14 protein-coding genes and 1 pseudogene are annotated in these 18,978 nt (G+C 60.9%); 4 read left to right on the top strand and 11 right to left on the bottom strand.

All coding sequences use genetic code 11. The annotated features are described in order from the left end of the window. The 4 genes and pseudogenes from LJE91_08485 to LJE91_08470 form a co-directional block, all read right to left on the bottom strand. Window positions 1-597 (bottom strand): sigma 54-interacting transcriptional regulator (locus LJE91_08485; GenBank protein MCG6868749.1); only part of this gene is annotated, 597 nt, incomplete at its 3' end. Between the two features lie 17 nt (window positions 598-614). Beyond that, a complete protein-coding gene (locus tag LJE91_08480; protein MCG6868748.1) occupies window positions 615-1,976 on the bottom strand; it encodes a hypothetical protein in 1,362 nt (453 codons plus the stop codon). 218 nt (window positions 1,977-2,194) lie between these two features. After that, window positions 2,195-3,037 (bottom strand): dihydrofolate reductase family protein, encoded by an 843-nt coding sequence (locus LJE91_08475; protein MCG6868747.1) that lies wholly within the window; start codon window positions 3,035-3,037, stop codon window positions 2,195-2,197. Between the two features lie 187 nt (window positions 3,038-3,224). Further along, a pseudogene (locus LJE91_08470) lies at window positions 3,225-3,371 on the bottom strand (IS66 family transposase). A gap of 474 nt (window positions 3,372-3,845) precedes the next feature. Here LJE91_08470 and LJE91_08465 point away from each other — a divergent pair. The 3 genes from LJE91_08465 to cydB all read left to right on the top strand — a co-directional run bounded on the left by LJE91_08465 (window position 3,846) and on the right by cydB (window position 8,496). After that, window positions 3,846-5,636 (top strand): hypothetical protein, encoded by a 1,791-nt coding sequence (locus LJE91_08465; protein ID MCG6868746.1) that lies wholly within the window; start codon window positions 3,846-3,848, stop codon window positions 5,634-5,636. Window positions 5,637-6,041: 405 nt separating this feature from the next. Continuing rightward, a complete protein-coding gene (locus tag LJE91_08460; GenBank protein MCG6868745.1) occupies window positions 6,042-7,466 on the top strand; it encodes a cytochrome ubiquinol oxidase subunit I in 1,425 nt (474 codons plus the stop codon). Between the two features lie 4 nt (window positions 7,467-7,470). Further along, a complete protein-coding gene (gene cydB / locus LJE91_08455) occupies window positions 7,471-8,496 on the top strand; it encodes a cytochrome d ubiquinol oxidase subunit II (GenBank protein ID MCG6868744.1) in 1,026 nt (341 codons plus the stop codon). A 6-nt stretch (window positions 8,497-8,502) separates the two neighbouring features. On the opposite strand, the gene LJE91_08450 is transcribed toward cydB, so the two are convergent. The 7 genes from LJE91_08450 to lptD form a co-directional block, all read right to left on the bottom strand. Then, window positions 8,503-8,682, bottom strand: a complete 180-nt coding sequence (locus LJE91_08450) for a hypothetical protein (GenBank protein ID MCG6868743.1) — start codon at window positions 8,680-8,682, stop codon at window positions 8,503-8,505. Between the two features lie 288 nt (window positions 8,683-8,970). After that, window positions 8,971-11,142: a malate synthase G gene (locus LJE91_08445; GenBank protein ID MCG6868742.1), complete on the bottom strand. Its 2,172-nt coding sequence runs from the start codon at window positions 11,140-11,142 to the stop codon at window positions 8,971-8,973. A 450-nt stretch (window positions 11,143-11,592) separates the two neighbouring features. After that, window positions 11,593-12,087 carry a nuclease-like protein gene (locus tag LJE91_08440; protein MCG6868741.1) on the bottom strand — a complete coding sequence of 165 codons (495 nt, stop codon included), beginning with the start codon at window positions 12,085-12,087 and terminating at the stop codon, window positions 11,593-11,595. Continuing rightward, a complete protein-coding gene (locus LJE91_08435) occupies window positions 12,084-12,530 on the bottom strand; it encodes a gamma-glutamylcyclotransferase (GenBank protein MCG6868740.1) in 447 nt (148 codons plus the stop codon). The genes LJE91_08440 and LJE91_08435 overlap by 4 nt, the downstream gene beginning before the upstream one ends. Further along, window positions 12,527-13,522 (bottom strand): 4-hydroxythreonine-4-phosphate dehydrogenase PdxA, encoded by a 996-nt coding sequence (pdxA, locus tag LJE91_08430; protein ID MCG6868739.1) that lies wholly within the window; start codon window positions 13,520-13,522, stop codon window positions 12,527-12,529. Before pdxA ends, LJE91_08435 begins: the two co-directional genes overlap by 4 nt. A 104-nt stretch (window positions 13,523-13,626) precedes the next feature. Next, complete coding sequence (locus LJE91_08425; GenBank protein MCG6868738.1) at window positions 13,627-14,997, bottom strand: peptidylprolyl isomerase; 1,371 nt, start codon at window positions 14,995-14,997, stop codon at window positions 13,627-13,629. Window positions 14,998-15,125: 128 nt separating this feature from the next. Next, on the bottom strand, window positions 15,126-17,288 hold the full coding sequence (gene lptD, locus LJE91_08420; protein MCG6868737.1) for an LPS assembly protein LptD: 2,163 nt from the start codon (window positions 17,286-17,288) through the stop codon (window positions 15,126-15,128). A gap of 923 nt (window positions 17,289-18,211) precedes the next feature. Between lptD and LJE91_08415 the strand changes: the two genes are divergently transcribed. Continuing rightward, on the top strand, window positions 18,212-18,823 hold the full coding sequence (locus LJE91_08415) for an inorganic pyrophosphatase (protein ID MCG6868736.1): 612 nt from the start codon (window positions 18,212-18,214) through the stop codon (window positions 18,821-18,823). The last annotated feature ends 155 nt before the right edge of the window (window positions 18,824-18,978 follow it).

Here is an 18,978-nt window from a genome sequence, read left to right as displayed (position 1 = left end):
GAACAACTCGGCTTCCAGCATGGTCTCCGGTATGGCCCCGCAGTTGACGGCAACAAAGGGGCCCCGGACACGCGGCCCCAGTCCATGCAGCGCCCGCGCGACGAGTTCCTTTCCGGTTCCCGTTTCACCCTGAATCAGCACTGGCTCAGCGCTGGCGGAATAGCGCGGCAGGTCGCTCAGCGCCTCCAGCATCACCGGATCGCGTACGGTCAGATAGGGGGAAAGCAGCTCGGCCAGACCACCGCGCGCCCGCCCGTCGGCAAGATCTTCGACCAGATGCCCTGCGAGCGCGATCGGGTCGACGGGTTTCTCGAAATAATGCCGCGCCCCGCGACGCAGCGCCTCCACCGCATTATCGATACTGCCGTGGCCCGTAATCATGTAAAAGGCGCCGTCCGGATTCCGGCCAAGGAAATCGGGAAGCAGTTCGAGCCCGGAACCGTCCTTGAGCTGCAGATCCGCGAGTACCGCATCGGGGGGCTCCCCTTCCAGCGAGAGTCGCGCCTCACGGAGACTGCCCACACCGGTCACCTCGGCGCCCAAGCCGCTAAGTACCCGAATCAGGCTTCGGACGATTCCGGGGTCGTCGTCCAGCACCAATAGCGTGAGGCCGCTCAGTTCGGGGAGTTTTTCTTCAGCTTCTTCCACCAGTGTGGCGTTTCCTTTCGTTGCAGCGGGAGACAGACGACGAATCTCGCCCCTCCATCCGGTCGGTTCTCTGCATAGACCTGCCCCTGATGAAAAGAAACGATTCTCTGTACGATCGCGAGCCCCAGACCGTTTCCATCGTCACGGGTCGTAAAGAAAGGGTCGAACAGGTAAGGCAGTTCCTGCACGGGAATTCCGCTGCCCTCGTCCTCCACCACGATCCGTAAATCGCCGTCCTGCATCTCAGCCGCTACCCGCACGACCCCCTCCCGCTGACCGCTCCGGGCGGCGTTGATGATGACATTCAGCAGTGCATCGCGCATCGAGGCCCTCTGCATCGCTGGTTGGGGCAGGTCGGGGGCAAATTCCGTTCTCACGGTCAATTGATGCTTCCGCAGTTCCGGTTCGGCCAGGCGGACGGCATCGCTGATGATCTCACGGATATCGACTGGCTCGAAGAAGTCGTCACGCCGTCGGGTCAGGTTCAGAAAGGCGCTCAGTTTGTCGTTCAGGGTTACGATATCACGGTCCAGTTCCTCGACGATCTCCCGGGTCTGTTGAGGAGAAACCAGCAAGGCCTTGACGTTGGAGCGCAGCGCCGCGAGGGGATTGCGCAGATCATGCACCAGTTGCGCCGCCATCTCCGTAACGGAGGCAAGTTGATAGATCTCCTGAAAATACCCCTCCAACCGGCGGGTCGTGCGCATGGCGACGACGGTAATGGTCAGGGCCAGCAGGATGCTGACCGCACCGGCAGCGGCGAATACCAGGATCGACCGCTCGATCGAGTCCAGGTTTTCATCGAGTCGCGCCAGCAGCATGGCGCGATCGAATGCAAAGTCCAGCCTGACCTGAGAATTCGCAGCCTCGCCCAGGTCGAACCGGATGAGGAACAACGGATGCGTCTCGCCGTGCAGTCGTTGCGCTGCCTCTGAAGCGGAAAAGTCCCCGCGTGACTCCCTCGGCTGCGGTGAAACGACCTTGGACGAGATCTCGCCATTGGCATCGCCATCCAACCGGTATCCCACCTCAAGCCCGTGTACCGACACCTTGCGCAACGATGGAATTTCCGCGAACAAGCCCTGCAGGTCGTCCGCCAGCCACGGCTCGGCCTCTCGCACAGACCCGATAGCGTCTACCTCATCCAGCTTTTCCGCGAGCGGCTGGATTGCCGCCATCATCTCGTTGACGAGCAGACGCGTCTCGACGGCACGAACCTGGTAATAGAGCCATGCGCCCCCGCCACCGATCACCAGCAGATACAGCACCAGCAAGATGCTGTAGGGCAGCACGATCAGTCGGGTGATGGCAAAGTTGGAGCGATTCACGACTCGTGTTCCGACCTGTCTCTATCGTTTCACTGCATCGTCAGTACAATCCAACGCCTCGACTCTTGCTGCCATGATCTGGTGAGGAAGGCGACACATTAGCCCAGTCCCGATGGAGTGTATTCAGCGTCTGGCGCCACACCTCGGCGTGCCCATCGTCGAGGAATATCTCGAAGCGGGAAACGAATTCTTCTTTCAGGACAACGGCACTCGTGATGTCACCTGCCCGGGTTTTCGAATATACAAAAAAACTGTGCCGCCTGGTCATCGCCACCGGCGTCATAGTACAAAGCGCCCAGGCGAAAATCCGCAGGCGGCGACACCGGGCCACCTTCCAGCAAGGTATCGAACAACTGGCCTCCGATCAGTCGATGGACCTGTGTCAGGTAAAGCCTGTCCAGCACGCCGGCTGCCAGCAATGTTTCCAGCACCCCCGGTCCTGCAATGGAATAGATACGACCAAACCCAAGCCTCACCAGGACATCGACGAGTGGCGCGCCCTCGACCTTTTTATGTTTTCCGGCAAACAGTATTTTCACGCCGCTACGCGAAATACGTTTTACTGCCGATGCATCGGCCTGTTCACCAACTACAACATAAACCGGGCGATCTTTTATTTCATCCAGTGTATGCAACGGCAGGTTCAGACTGGAAGTTAAAATGGCCACTGCCGGTTGTGGCGGTAATCCCTGCCTACGACGCCATTCATGCAGATCTGCAAATTCCGACTCCATACTCAGCGGCAAAACGTCCTGGGCACGACCTTTGGACAACTGACGAAAATACCGTGCACTGGTCACCAGTACATCCGCCTGGGCAGCCAGTTCCTGGTACAGGCGCCAGTCACGCTGGTTTGCGATGGTATCCGGCACCTGGTGACTGTTTTTATCGGCATGTTCAATGGCGATACGGCCATCGAGACTGGTGACGAAATTGGTATACACACAGGGACATGACCTGTGCTTACCCAACTGCCGGTCGCTGTCGAGATAGAGGCTCGCTAGCGGCAGTTCTTCGCTGGGCGTTGGAAAAAGACGGGTGACGGGGCGCGAGCTCATCATCCTGCTCCTGGTTTGGTTTCTGCCGTTGTTGAGCCAGGCGACGGACCGGAGCCTTCTCGGTCCGCGACCAGCCGGGTACGCTAGCGGTTTTTTGCTGGCCAGACAATCGATCCGGGATTCCTATCGATACCATCACAACAAACGAATTTCGTAACACTTCAACCCCTTCGATCAGAAACTGTTTGCCGAATTCCGGCCATTTGCCTTCGATAAGCAAGCGCAAGGCCTGTGTCGCGTTGACCTTGTGCTTTCGACAGGAAAAAAGATTGCTTCGGAATCGGCAAAAGGTCCTGGCACCGTTCATCGAACGAAAGCAGCCGGAGAATTTCCGCTGATCGTTTGAATAATGCAGTCCAACATGTTCGCCAATCTCTCGCAGATTGTAGCCCCCTGCTTCTGAAGGCTTCGATAATGGAGGCGGTCGACTTGAACCATAGTCACGGAACAAGACCGGACCCTCCAGATCGCAACCGCTTGATCAGAGACCCAGGGTGGCGCGGCCGAAATCCGCAACCAAAGACGACGATGGCACCCGTGCCTGACGGTAAAAGAACCCCCCTATCGAAAATACAGTACGCCGTTCACGGAAGGTGGCCCGACAGCACAAGCATGAACGATTTCACACTAGCCATCGCTATTTTGTCGCGGATATCGCCCGTTTGCGGCATTAGATTAACCACAGGCACGCTGATGAATAGTTGATCGTGAACAGAAAGTTGAAGGCATGCGTACATACCTCGACTCTGTTTCGGAATGTTCATAGAAAAACTCGAGTGCAATCGTGATCACCAACTCGGAGGACATTTCGATGAGATTTCTTACACCAATTCTAGCAATGGTTGCGGCGGGCTGTGTCTTCGCTTCAGAGGCGAAGGCCCAGCTTCTGGAATTTCCCATGCGCGCGAACGACCTTGAGGCGGGCGAGCGTCTTTCCACCGGCAATCACGGCGGTGGCATCCAGGACTTCGCGCTCGACATCGGCGTTCTGAGACACGTAGGTGATGGTGTCTGGCATGCATTTGAAAACGATCCGCCAGCCGATTTCCAGGATGCTGAGAATGACGACGTCCTGGCCTATGGGAAGCCGTTCTACGCGATGGCCAACGGCGAGGTCATCGGATGCTGGCGGACGGCCCCCGATAACCTGAGGCCGGGCATCATCGATCCCAGAGTCGTCGGACAGTCTGGAAACGCTCCCAAACGTATCGTGGGAGGGGGCAATCACCTCTGGATCCGTCACGAGGACGGTAATATCGCCCTATATGCCCATGCCCAGCCGGGATCCATTCCCGAACGCCTGTGTCCGAACGGAACGGCCAACGGCCTCCTTCCCGCGGCAGCAGGTCCGTGGTCGGGGAATCCTGACATCGAACCACAGGTGTACGTGCCACTCGGCGTCGATCCGACGCAACCCACCGGATCCGTAATTGGTGGGGTCGAGGTAAGACGGCCCAGAGTCCGGCAGGGAGAAGTGTTGGGTCGTATTGGAAACTCCGGCAACACGCCGGGCGGACCGCATCTGCACGTGCATGTCGAGACCGGATTATCCACGACGCGCTCCCAGCCCGTAAGGATGGAGTACGAGCGGGGGATGTTCGGTCTGCGTGTCCCACCACCGCCCAATGAATTCCTGCACCAGGCAAACATCAACAACTGGGTGAGCTTCAGAGGCAGCGCGCTGCCTGACAGCCCCGTCCTGGTGTGGCCGCCGCTGACCCTCGCCCGAGAGGTTCATCGCGTGGGAATGGGGGCAGAAGCATTCGGCCGAGTGTTCGATCACCTCTCGGATTCAGGCTTTATGCCCGAAGTGCTGGATTGTTACTATGTGAACGGTGAGGGCTTTTTCAACATGATCTGGAGGCCGGCACAAGGAGCATGGTCGGCCGCGGTCGGCGTGGACGAGTTGGGTCTACTTACCGCCGTGAACGAGAACGGCCCGCTCGATGTGGATGCGCTCGACATTTGCGCTTCTCCGAACGGCGCGCGCTACACCGCCATATTCCGGTCGGTCGACGGCGATCCCGAATTCCGCACTTCACTGACCGAGACCGAGCACGACATGTTCCTCCAGGAGATGCGCGCAGCCGGCATGACACCAGTTGGCGTCTCGGTGGCCTCGATCTCTGGCGACCGGGTCTATGCCGTGGTCTATCACGACGTCGACTGGGGAGAGTGGACGGTGGCCTCACGCCTGCGCCGAACGGCCCAAGTAGACGAGTACGACGATTTTGTCGACCAAGCGTTCGATGAATTCCGAAAGCCGGTCTACGTCTCGGCCTATATGCATGGAGGAGTCGAACACTTCGTGTCGATCGTCGCGGAAAGACCTGAAGGCAAGGGAAAGGCTTTGCACGACAGGACGACCGGACAAATGAGGACGCGCATTGACGAGAATGTCTTCCAGGGTTTTGCGACGCGTAGCGTTGCAGGCATGGATGGTGCGTCCACACACCGGCACGCCGCTGTCTGGATCGATCCTCCTGCGATTGTTTTAAATGGCGGGCTCGTTAATCCGAGCGTCGGTGGCGTCGGCCTTAAAGGCACGCAACCGGGGCTTGGAATTCAGCCAGCGGGTTTCGGAATCTCCGGGAAAGAGTGAACGCAGATGAGCTGGTTTGGAGCACGGTCTTGGGTCCGCCAGGAAGGCGCGCCAGACACCGTGCGAACATCACCTGCTATCCAACCATGTTCCCACCGACATGGGATCCCGTGGCGCTGTCGGGATAACGCCACCGAAAGCCGCGATTAAAAACACAACGTCAGGACTTGTCTCGTGTCAGTTCAGTCAGGTTCTCAACCCTGCTGATCCCTGAATAATGCAGTCCAACATGTTCGCCAATCTGTTGCTGCTTGTAGCTCCCTCTTCTGAAGACTTCGACTATGGAGGCGGTCGACTTGAACTATAGTTACCGGACAAGCCCCCACCACTTCGAAGTATAATTACCGGCTCTTTACCAACCGGCGTGTCTGCCTGAATCGTCAAGAGCGGAGCTGACGTATCCTCATGAACGACACACTCGACATGGTCCTGCTCGCGAGGTCGCAGTTCGCGTTCACGGTCACTTTTCACATCATCTTCCCGTCCTTTACCATCGGGTTGGCAAGCTATCTGGCCGTGCTGGAAGGCCTGTGGCTAAAGACCGGCCGTGAGATTTTTCGCGATCTGTACCAGTTCTGGGTGAAGATCTTTGCCGTGTCTTTCGGCATGGGCGTGGTATCGGGCCTGGTGATGAGCTACCAGTTCGGCACAAACTGGAGCGTGTTCTCGGAGTTGACCGGCAATGTCCTCGGCCCCCTGCTGGGCTACGAGGTGCTGACGGCCTTTTTCCTCGAAGCATCGTTTCTCGGGATCATGCTCTTTGGCTGGAACAGGGTAGGACCCAGGCTGCACTTCACGGCGACCTGTATCGTGGCCGGGGGCGCCCTGATCTCCGCCTTCTGGATTCTGTCTGCGAACAGCTGGATGCATACGCCGACCGGTTACGAGATCAGCGACGGAATCTTCTACGCCAGTAATTGGCTCGAGGTCATCTTCAATCCTTCCTTTCCCTATCGCTTCGCCCATATGGTGCTCGCGGCCTATCTCACCACCTCGCTGGTGGTGGCTTCTGTAGCCGCTCTGCACCTGCTGAGAGGCATCAGGCCGGACGCGGCAAGCGTGATGATGAACATGGCGATGGGTTTTCTGCTGGTGGTCGTGCCACTGCAGATCATTGCCGGGCACGAGCACGGGGCCAACACCTACGAGATGCAACCGACAAAACTCGCCGCCATGGAGGGCCACTGGGAAACCTACGACGGCGATGCCCCGCTGATCCTCTTTGCCTGGCCCAGACAGGGCGAGGAAAAGAACGAGCTCGTGCTGCAGATCCCGAAGATCGGCAGCTGGGTGGTGACCGGATCGATGGACGGCACGATCCGGGGACTCAAGGAGTGGGCGCCCAAGGACAGACCACCCGTGGTGTGGGTCTTCTGGGCGTTCCGGGTGATGGTGGGCATCGGGGTGCTCATGCTTTTCGTCGGCGTTTACGGGAGCTGGCTGGTCTGGCGCGGTCGGCTCGAGCGCGAGCGTTGGTTCCTGCGCCTGGTGTTTTTGAGCGGCCCACTGGGCTTCATCGCCGTGATTGCCGGCTGGATCACCGCCGAGGTAGGCCGTCAGCCGTACACGGTGCAGGGCTTGTTACGCACCGCGGAGTCGGTCTCCCCCGTTACGGCCGGCGCGGTCGGCACCTCGCTGATTGTCTTCGTCTTCGTCTATGGCATCGTCTTCACGGCGGGCTCCTGGTACCTGTTCCGCCTTGCCTGGGCCGGTCCGCGCAGCAAAGACGAGGCGGCGGCCGACAGGCCCTCGCTGACCACCTGGCTCAGTGCAAGTCCGGACACTCAAGACTCCGCGTCGCCGGCCGGCAACGGTTCCCAAGGAGGCTAAGTCCATGGAATCCTCCCTCCCGATGATCTGGGCAGGCCTGCTGGCCATTGCGGTCTTCCTATACTTGCTGCTCGATGGCTTCGATCTCGGTCTCGGCATCCTGTTTCCCTTCGTCAACAGGGATGAGCACCGGGACATCATGATGAACACGGTAGCTCCCGTCTGGGACGGCAACGAGACCTGGCTGGTCCTTGGTGGTGGCGGCCTGTTCGCGGCCTTCCCCAAAGCCTATGCTGCCCTGATGCCGGCCATCTACATGCCGATCGGGTTCATGCTCACCGCCCTGATCTTTCGTGGCGTCGCCTTCGAGTTTCGGGCGAGGGCAACGGGATCGGGACGCCGAATCTGGGATCAGGCGTTTCACTGGGGATCGGTGGTCGCGACCTTCGCGCAGGGCCTGATCCTGGGCACGATCGTCCAGGGCGTAACCCTGGAGCAGGGACGGTTCGCCGGCGGTATGTTCGACTGGCTGACTCCCTTCAGCTTCGTCACAGGTTGCGCCCTGGTCTGGGGCTACGTGCTGCTGGGCGCCACCTGGCTGGTCATCAAGACCGAGGGAGAGCTGCTGGACTGGTCTCGGCAGGCCGCGCTGATCGCTGCGATCGTGGTCCTTGCCATGATCGCGGTCGTCAGCTTCTGGGTGCCGGCCCTCGATGTGGCTGCGGCCGACCACTGGGGTTTTAGCTACTTCGATGTCGATTGGTCGAAGCTGCTGCCGCTGATTCCGGTACCCCTATTGGTCGCGGTCTCGTTCTGGCGGCTCATCCGCGGGATACGTCGCGGTGACACCTACTCACCCTACCTATGGTCGGTGGCGTTGTTCCTGCTCGGCTACCTGGGCCTCCTGATCGGTATCTTTCCCTACATCGTGCCCTACGGGCTCACCATCGAGCAGGCCGCCGCGGCACCCAATACCCAGGGCCTGCTGCTGGTCGGTGCGCTGGTGATGCTGCCGATCATCCTCGGCTATACGGTGTATGTGTACTGGGTCTTTCGCGGCAAGGTGACGTCCGATGCCGGATACCACTGAGGCCCATCACGAGGAAGACCGGCCGGGGTCGTTGAAGGCGGCGAAGGCCTTCTCGCCGCCCATTGAGTTGACGACACCCTGAGCCTTCTCGCTCATGGTCTTTGCTTCGTCCGTGTTGGCCATGTCTGCGGCGATGGCCGTGGACATGGGCGCTGCGCCTGCGATGGTGGCGACGATCTTGTACATGTTGTCGTTCCCTCGATGGACGTCGTTGGTGGGAACGGCCGAAAATAGACCGATTGGCGCCCGGGTCCGGCGGTCGGGGCGGTAGTCTCGGGGAAGGCGGTGGGGGAAGCCACACCGGAGATAGACACAGGTCAGCTCACCCGATGGTAGATGACGGCGACTGAACCGCCAAGGACGGAATCTTCAGGTGACGCCGTGGCGTGGGCCAAGGGGCGAGCCGGCGGGTCCCGGTTCGAGATTGCGGAAACCGCCTGGTCGAACGGCCTGTCGATACGGTCTCTTGATAACTCATCGCCTCGCCTTGGCCTGACGCCGGCTGGCGTAGAGCAAGGGCTCCGTGTATCCATTCGGCTGCTCGACGCCCTTGAAGATGAGATCGCAGGCGGTCTGGAAGGCGATGCTTTCATCGAAGTTCGGCGACATGGGCCGGTAGAATGCATCCCCCGCGTTCTGTGCGTCGACCTTTGCCGCCATGCGTTTCAGGGTGTCCAGGACCTGTTGTGCCGTGCAGATCCCGTGACGCAGCCAGTTGGCGATATGCTGGCTGGAGATTCTCAGTGTCGCCCGGTCTTCCATCAGGTTGACGTCGTGGATGTCCGGGACCTTGGAGCACCCGATTCCCTGGTCGATCCAGCGGACGACGTAGCCGAGAATGCCCTGTGTGTTGTTGTCCAGTTCCTGCTGAATCTCCTCGGGACTCAAGCGTGTGTTTCCCAGAAGCGGCAGCTGCAGAATTCGACCGATGTCGGTGCGCGGGCGGCGCCTGATTTCATCCTGCCTTTCGAATACGTCAACCTTGTGGTAGTGGATGGCGTGCAGGACCGCCGCTGTGGGTGAGGGGACCCAGGCAGTGTTGGCGCCCGCCAGCGGATGGTTGATCTTGGTGTCGACCATACTGCGCATCTCATCCGGCATGGCCCACATCCCCTTGCCGATCTGTGCCTTGCCTTGCAGACCACAGGCAAGACCGATATCGACGTTCGAATCTTCATAGGCCGCGATCCAGTCCATCTCCTTGAGCGTCCCTTTGCGGGCCACGGGACCGGCTTCCATGCTGGTATGGATCTCGTCACCGGTGCGGTCCAGGAAACCCGTATTGATGAAAACCACACGTTCCCGGGCGGCGCGGATACATTCCTTCAGGTTCAGCGAGGTACGGCGCTCCTCGTCCATGATCCCCATCTTGATGCTGAACCGGGGCAGTCCGAGGGCATCCTCGATATGAGCGAAGAGGATGTTGGTAAACTCGACTTCCTCCGCCCCGTGCATCTTGGGTTTGACGATATAGATGCTTCCCGTCTTCGAATTCCTGAGCGGTCCCTGCCCCCTCAAGTCATGCAGGGCGATCAGGCTGGTGACGAAACCGTCGAGTATCCCTTCCGGGATCTCGTTTCCGCCATCGTCGAGCACGGCATCGGTGTGGATGAAGTGGCCCACGTTTCGAACCAGCAGCAGGCTGCGGCCGGGCAGGGAGTAGTCGCCGCCGTCGGGCGCGGTATAGTGCCGGTCCGGGTTCAATCTGCGAGTAATGGTCTTGTCGCCTTTTCGAAAGGTCTCGGACAGATCGCCCTGCATGAGTCCAAGCCAGTTCCGGTAGGCGAGTACCTTGTCGTCGGCATCCGCGGTGGCGACGGAATCCTCGCAGTCCTGAATGGTGGTGATCGCCGCTTCGAGGATCACGTCCTTGATGCCGGCGGCGTGGGCCTTGCCGACGGGATGCTGGCGATCGATCTCAAGTTCGACATGGAGCCCGTTGTTACGCAGCAGGATTGCGGACGGCTCCTTGGGGTTGCCGTCGTAGCCGGCAAACCGATCGGGATTCGACAGGCCCGTCGATGTGCCGTTGGACAGGGTGATCAGCAGTCGCCCGTCGTCGACCGAGTACCTGGAGACATGCTGATGTTTGGCGTCGAGAACCGGAAATGTCTCGTTCAGAAACGCCATCGCATAGGCGACCACCCTGTCTCCGCGGACCGGGTTGTATCTCTCGCCGATTTCCGCTCCATCGCTCTGCGGGACGACGTCGGTGCCGTAGAGTGAATCGTACAGACTGCCCCAGCGGGCATTGGCCGCATTCAGTGCGAAACGGGCGATGGTGACCGGCACGACCAGTTGAGGCCCCGGGACCTTGCAGATTTCCGGGTCCACGTTCTCCGTGCCGATCGTGAAGTCCTCGCCTTCCGGTCGCAGGTAACCGATGTCTCGCAGGAATGTTCGGTAGACCTCCGGGTCGTGTGGCTCGCTTCCGTGCTCACGGTGCCATTCGTCGATACCGGCCTGTATTCTGTCGCGTTCTTCGAGCAGGGCCTTGTTCTTCGGACCCAGATCGGTGAGGCATTCCTCCAGTGAGGTCCAGAACGCATCCGGTTCGATGCCGGTGCCGGGAATGATGTCGTTGGATACCAGGTCGTAGAGGACCTTCGCAACCTGCAGGCCGCCGACTTGAACATGCTGGGTCACTGAGGATCCTCGCTTTCGCCTGGTTGTAAGCGGTTTGATGCGATCGGTGCACGGCGGTTGTCCACCATGAACGGTATCGGATGCAGGCAGGTGTCGGGGAAAATCCCTCGGTACGTTGGCCACGATCCGTATACATCGGCGCGTTTTCCTGATTGCACTGATCCAAGATACCAGATTCAGTTGGATACGGCCCCCCTGTTGCCCTTGAACCTTGACCTGACAACCACAACAACGCATTCGGGAATGGGTGCGGTTCGCCAGTCCCGTGCAGCACCAGGCGGGGTACGACCACCGGTTGATCGGTCCCATGATAACTTCGAGGAGCGCCGCCAACCAGCGGCCATGCCTGCAAAACGCCATACAACGTGTCGATATGTCGTCACCGGCTGAACCCGGAAGGTGTCCTTCGTCACGGTCGACGTTTATACAGGGTGAGTAGGTGTGCGAAAATCAGCGACCAAACGGTCTGCCGGGTTCTCCCAAGGTGATGCCCCACACCCCGATCCCGCGGCGTTCGGCGATCCTCTCCAGGGCCTTGTATTCGAATGGCGCCTCGGGCAGCGCCATCGCCCAGCCGCGCTCGATCAGGTAGGCCGCCAGATCGTCGCCCTTGACGGTGCAGATCGCGTTGATGCTGCCGTCGGCGTAGTGCTCCTGCGGTTCGCAATGGACGAAGTTTGCGCCCTTCTTGAAATCGAGCGCCAGGGCCGCGCGGCTGCCGCAGGTCTGTGGGCGGCGAAAGGTCATGCAGGTGCGCGCGGTCTCGGGGATGTAGATCCCGTAGAGGTGGATCGTCCGGTTGCGCATGCGCAGGGTGCCGTCGTCGTTGATAAAGGCAAAACTGGAGATTTCGGCGGCCGTGGCCGTTGCCGCGGTAAGCAGTGTGGCCAGGAGTAGTTGCGCGTACTGCGCAAGTGTCCGGTGGGGGAATGGGGTTCGGGTCATATCAAGAATGGGTTTCCAGGTCGGTATAGCCGTTTCCGGTACCGGGCGTTGAGCGGGTTCTCTGCGCGGGTTATTATGCCGTGGGTTATCGATCTATGATCGGGAAACACTGGTGGGATCGCAACATAGGTGTAGGCGGTAAGACGTGAAGACGACAGACTCACCTCGACCTCGATAGCGGTGTAGCCCGGTCCTTCCACTGCATCAAGGTCCGGTTTTTCGTGCGCATCCATCTCGTATACCGCGCCCCAGAGACGGTCGTTCGGGTCTCCCGTGGCGTGGCAATCGCACTTGCCGGAACCATCTCCCCCCAGCTTGTGGAACCGCAGCGTCCGTCCGTCGACATGGCCGGAGCCGACCAGGCGCGCGGAAGGCGCCCGTTCGCGCAGCCGTTGCGGGAGCAGATTGGAACCGTAGGCGAAATACCGCAGCCGGGTAGTCACGATGTCTGACTACGTCCAGCCAGGACGGCCGCGAGATCGAGCGCCGCGTGCAGACTGCCGGCGTCCGCCTTGCCCGTACCGGCGATTTCAAGCGCCGTGCCGTGATCCACGGAGGTGCGGATCAGCGGCAGACCCAGCGTGACGTTGACCGCCTTGCCGAAACCTGCGTACTTGAGCACGGGCAGACCCTGGTCGTGGTACATGGCCAGCACCGCATCCGCGCATCGAAGGTGATCGGGCGTGAAGACGGTATCGGCGGGCAGGGGGCCCTCGAGGTCCAGTCCCTCGGCACGCAGGGCTTCGATTGCGGGAGAGATCACCTCGATCTCCTCGCTGCCCAGGTGCCCGCCTTCTCCGGCGTGCGGGTTGAGCCCGCAGACCAGGATCTTCGGGAACCCGATACGGAACCTCGAACGCAACTCCCCGTCGAGGATCCTCGCGACGCGCGTCAATCGCTTGTGCGTGATCGTTTTCGCGACCTTCGCCAGGGGCAGGTGCGTCGTCACGAGCGCCACGCGCAGTCCCGGGGCAGCCAGCATCATCACGGGATGACCACCGACGTATTCGGCGAGAAATTCGGTGTGGCCGGTGAAGGGGATCCCGGCTTCATTGATGATGGCCTTGTGCACGGGTCCGGTGACCATTGCGCCGAAACGGCCTTTCATACAACCGTCCGCCGCGACGCGGAGCGTCTCCAGGACGTATTCCGCGTTGGCTGGATCCGGTTTGCCGCAGATTGTCGCAGCCGGGCGCGGTACGGGGAGGACATCGAGCGTATTCCACTCGGGTACTGGCAATTTGTCGTTGCCGGGACCGACCGACCGGATCCTCAGGTGCCGACCCAGGATATCGGCGCGTTCATTCAGCAAAGACGGATCCGCGATCACGACGGGTGCCAGGTTGGCGTGCGTCGAAGCGATCATGACCGCCAGGTCGGGGCCGATGCCGGCGGGCTCCCCTGGCGTCAGGGCGATTCTCGGTGGTGGGTTCACGACTCCCTGGGGCCGGTGGTGCGGTGACCGGAACTGTCCGGGGCCACGGGTTCAGGCGTGCTCCGCGAGCCGATCTACGACGCGATCGATCCGGTCATGGGGGCTCATGTCGGTTCGACGTACTCGACATAGCTTTCGTCCTTGAGGCGGCGAATCCACAACTCGGTCTCTTCTTCGGCCTTGCGCTGAAACAGGATTTCCCGGGCGCGGGCACGCAGGGCTTCCTGCGAATCATCGGACTCGCGTCGCTCCAGCACCTCGACGATATGCCACCCGAACTCGGTCTTGAACGGTTCGCTGACTTCACCGATGGGCAGGCCGTTCATGACTTCCTCGAATTCAGGCGCTAGCGCGCCGGCGCTCTGCCAGCCGAGGTCCCCTCCCTGCACTGCGCTCGCGGTGTCGTCCGAATTTCCTTTTGCCACCACGCCGAAGTCGTCGCCGTTGACGATCCGGTTGCGCAGTCCTTCCAGGGTACGGCGCGCCTCATCGTCGCCTGTCAGGGCGCTGGTCTTGATCAGGATATGCCGCGCATGGGTCTGCTGAACGTTTTCACCGCCGACTTGGCCGCGCGATTCTTCCAGCTTGATGATGTGGAACCCGCTCGGGCTCCTCAGCAGCTCGGCGACCTCCCCCGCAGCCATATCGGAGACTGGCCTTGCAAACAGGTCCGGAAGTTCCGTCGCCTTCCGCCAGCCCAGATCGCCGCCCTCCAGGGCGTTCTGACCGTCGGATTCCTGGATGGCCAGGCGTGTGAAATCCTCGCCGTCCACGGCCCGCTGGCGGATCTCCTCGGCCCGTTTCCTGGCCGCGGCGACCTGTTCCGGCGTGGCGGCTTCCGGCACGGTGATCAGGATATGGCGAATCCGGTATTCCGCCTCGCTGCTCAGTTGTGCCTGCTGTCCGGCGAGGAATTCGTCGACCTCCTGTTCGGTCACCTTGACCCGTCCACCGATGACCCTGCTGCGCAGCTTTTCGACGGTGAGTTCGTCGCGAAGCTGGTTTCTGAATGCCGAAAACTGGATGCCTTGCTCCGCCAGTGCGTTGCGGAACTGCGTCAGGTTCATCCCGTTCTTGCCCGCCATCTCCCGCATCATGTCGTTGAGCGTCAGGTCGTCGATTCGGATGCCGCGCCGGTCTGCGATATCCAGTTGCAGACGTTCCACGACCAGGCGGTCCAGCACCTGCTTGCGCAGGACATGCTCCGGTGGCAGGCGGGAGAGCTGGTCCTCGTTCAGCCGTTGCAGGATCATGTTGTAGCGTGCGTCCACTTCCGATTCCATGACCGCGTCGGATTCGACCAGGGCGAGGACGCGGTCGATCGGTTCATCGTCCGCTTCCTGGGCCCATGGGGCGGCAGTCAGCGCCATCAACGCGGCCAGCGTCAGCACCGGGACGAACAGTGGTACACGCCGTTGCCTGACGGTACGTAGCGGGTGTCGGTGAGCGGATGCCGGTATACGGGGTTTCATCATGTCAGATCGTGTTGCGGGGATCGGGCCCGGTGCTTCGATTCGCGAACTGGACCCGCACGTCATCGTAACATACGCCGGTGCGTGGATCGTGCCCGCCGGGACAAACCAGCGGCCGTCGGGACGGTGGATCAGTACGGCGAATCGAAGCCGATAATGCTCTTCTCGAGCAGTTCGTTGATGTTGCTGCCGAGCTCGGTGAGTCCCTTGAGCACGAACTGGAACTGAATCGAGGTGCTGTATTCGCTGTCGTCGCCGGTATCAGTGGGTGCGCCGGAGATAAAGTGGCGCCCGACCAGGCGTGCGGCCCAGCAGCAGCTTTCGTACTCGATGCCGGCGAGTATGTTCTGATTACGCTCGTTGAGAAAGTCGTAGTTCCAGCGCCCTATCACGAGCCATCTCGGTGTCAGGGGATAGACCAGCGATATATCCCCCTGTTCGAACTGCCCGACCCGGGCGCTGTAGCCGATGTTGAGCAACCGCCTGCCGTGACCGCGGTAGCGCAACCGCGCCGAGGTGCGTTCGAATTGGACATTGAATGGATCCCACTGTGTGTTGGCCTGGATGCGCCATTGCGGGCTGATGTTGAACACACCGTCGACGACCAGATTGGAGACGTCGTCGGTCTCCGGGGTGCCGCCCGGCAGGGTGACCTCCCGATCGGCGAAATAGACGACCTGACCGATGCCGAGCGTGGCCCTCTCGATCCCCTGGGACGGATCGACGAGGGAACTGCTGAGCGCCAGGGTAAGTTGGTTGGCGTCGCCGACGCGGTCCGCTGAGGTGAAACGGTTGTCTCGAAACATCTGGGCAAAGGTGAAGTCGAACTGCGAGGTGTCGAAGACCGGGATGTCGTCCTGGTTGACGAAGGGTGTGTAAAGGTAGAACGCGCGCGGTTCCAGGGTCTGGATCATCTTGCCCCCGAACAGCGGTCTGTCGAAGATCAGACCCGAGTCCAGTGCGACGCTCGGAATGCTGCGGGTCGGATTGACGGGCTCTCCGGGCAGCGTGTCCTGCAGTCCGTAACCCGTAAACCGCAGAATCGCCTTTGGTTTCAGAAAATATCCGGGCCGGATCAGGGGCCGCTCCAGTGCGAGCCTGCCGTCGAGCCGCCCGCCGGTGACGCTGTCGGCGCGTTCGAAATTGACGAACTCACCCCGGAAGTCGAATCCCAGGCCGAGCAGTTCCTCGGGGCGGCGCGCCGTCAGGAGAAACTGGGGCAGGCTGGCGTAGGGAAGATTGGCATTGGAGACCGCCGGATCGATGGTCTGAAGATCCTGTACCCTTGATAGCAGATTCCAGAAGCCGCCGTTGTAGGAAAGTTCGGCGCGACGCTGCAGGAAACTCTGGCTGGTCTGCTCGATTGAGCTGCCGAGGTCCTCGAAGTAGTTGTCGTCGGACACCGATGTATACAGGATGTTCGAACTCCATCGATTCGTAATCCGCGTCGTATTCCTGAAATCGATCAGATACCGGGTTTCATCGGCCTCGCGGTCGGGCAGGACCTCGAAGTGGGCCTCACCCTGCGTGCCGGGAAAAAGGTAGCGGAAATCGGGGCGCCACTGGATGCCTCGATCGCTAAGCAGGCGCGCCGTGAGGGTGGCGTCGTAATTGGGTGCCAGGTTGAAGTAGTACGGCACGACGATCTCGACGCCGGATTTCGACGTATTGCCGAACGAGGGGATCAGAAAACCGCTACGGCGACGGTTGTCGAGCGGGAACTGCGCGTAGGGTGTGTACAGGACCGGTACGTCCTTGATTCTGAACAATGCGTGCCAGGCGCTTCCGATACCCTCCTTCTGGTCCAGGGTCACATCCTTGCCGTAGAGCGACCAGTCATTCTTGCCGACTGGGCAGGTCGTAAAGGTCGCATTGCGAAGGTCCACGACGTCGGGCTCGTCGCGTAGGGCGTATTCCGCCCGCCCACGCGCGTGCCGCTGCTCGATGTTGTAGTGGACGTCGAAGGCCTCCATGTCTCCGGTATCGAGCAGCATTCTGGCTTCGGGCGCGCGCAGAGACAGCCCGCGGTCACTGAACAGGATGTCGCCCTCGGCCTCAACCTTGTCGGTGAACTGGTAGTAGCGAAGCACGTCGGCAGCGAGGGACCGCCCCCCCTGGGTCGCCCGGGCGTCACCCGTGAACAGTCCCTCGCCCGTCAACCGGTCGAACAGGCCCTGATCCGAGGTCAGCTCCACCGGATCGCCGGGTGAGGTCTCGGGATAGGACACCTCGTCCGGCGGCGCGTCACCGCACAGTGCCCACAGAGACCCCTCCGCTGCCGCCGCAGTGGTCATGAACAAGCCTGCCGCGAGAGCCGTCAGTGTCTTGCGCAGCACGGCGTCGTCATGCCACGGAGCGCGTCGCTTGCCCTGTATCCCGTCCGCAGGTTTGGTCGCGGTCCGGCTGACTGGAGTTGGCGGATCACCAGTGACTCGCGCGATACCGGCTCCCTGCACCTGCCCGGCGAAGGCGATTGCACAGCGGCCCCCGGTGCATCCCGCGCTGCATCCTTCTCATTCACGGTCTAGCGTTCCCCCAAACGCGATTCTTCAGCGGATATTAGCCGATATGACAAACGGCCTTCATCCCGAAACGGGGAAACCCGGTAATGCCCTTGGTCTGGAGCCGTGCCAAGGACCGGCGGCCTGCTGTAGTAATTTTCCGACACGGCGCTGCGTTCGCGTCCTACCTGGCGCGCCTCCAATCTCCGATACCCCAGCCACGGTGAATCGGCGACACTGTTCATCACTGGAACGGGGTTTCGCAGCAACCGGTCGGCAAGGGACAACGCTTGATCGGGAAGGGAAGCAAATCGCGGCGCAACGGACGCACCATGGACGGACGCGGCAGGGAAGACCGTTTCAGGGATTCTCGAAGGATCGGGTGACCACAGGGTTGTGGTCGGGGATGCCCGCCGGGACGCGGGCGGGTCAGGGGATGACCGCTGAGGATCGGATTCGGCAGGGACGCCGGGGCAGGGAAGGCCGGTTGCGGGCTCGCGAGGGATCAGCGGCTCGAAGGGGCGGGACGCCCTGTTTCATGGATGAAATTCAAAGGGACGATTGAATGCCCGGCACGATTGTGCCGGGCTTTTTTTTGCGTCCTTCCAAGCCCCTTCATGTTTCACCGGGAGGATTCCTCCGGGAAAATTTCCGCTCACCGGGGTATGCTTTCGCAGATCTGCAACAATCCGTGGAGCAATCCATAAGGAGCCCACATGAACTTTCCCGCACCGTTCTACCGCTGGCGGCCGCATCCCTGGCATGGACTCGAGGTTGGTCCGAAGCCGCCGGAGATCGTCCACGCCTACATCGAGATTTCGCCCAACGATGCGGTCAAGTACGAACTGGACAAGGTCACCGGCTATTGCCGTGTCGATCGTCCCCAGCAGACCTCGTCGCTTCCCCCTACCCTGTATGGCCTGATTCCGAGGACCTATTGCGGGCACCGTGTCGGTTCGCTTCTCGAGGGTGCACAACGGGGGGACAAGGATCCGCTGGATATCTGTGTGCTCAGCGAGCGTCCCATCAATCGTTCCGACGTGATTCTCAACGCGCGCGTCGTCGGCGGTCTGCCGATGAACGACCACGGTGAGGCCGACGACAAGATTATCGCCGTACTCGAGGTCGACGATCTCTGGGGAGAGGTCAACGATATCTCCGAGGTGCCCTCCGCCCTGGTGGAGCGCCTGCGCCACTATTTCCTGACCTACAAGCTGGTACCAGGCGAGGAGAGCAAGGTCTCGATCTCAGGAATCTACGGTCGGGAGCGTGCAATGGAGGTTATCGAGGCGGCAATTGCCGACTACGAGGAGGAGTTCGGCAGCTAGCAGCCTGTCGGGTTTAGGAACAATCTACTGCGCTGATGGGAGAGCGGCCAAAAAATCCCCGATTCCTCGTTGCGTAGGCCCACTATGCGCCTCGAAATCGTGAACTTTTTGTCTCGCTCTCCCACCATGCTCGCTACGATCGCCTAAATCCGACA

The organism is Gammaproteobacteria bacterium (assembly GCA_022340215.1).
Classification (GTDB): Bacteria; Pseudomonadota; Gammaproteobacteria; order JAJDOJ01; family JAJDOJ01; genus JAJDOJ01.
The sequence above is the reverse complement of the archived record's forward strand: the minus strand, read 5'-3'. Positions and strand labels throughout refer to the sequence as shown.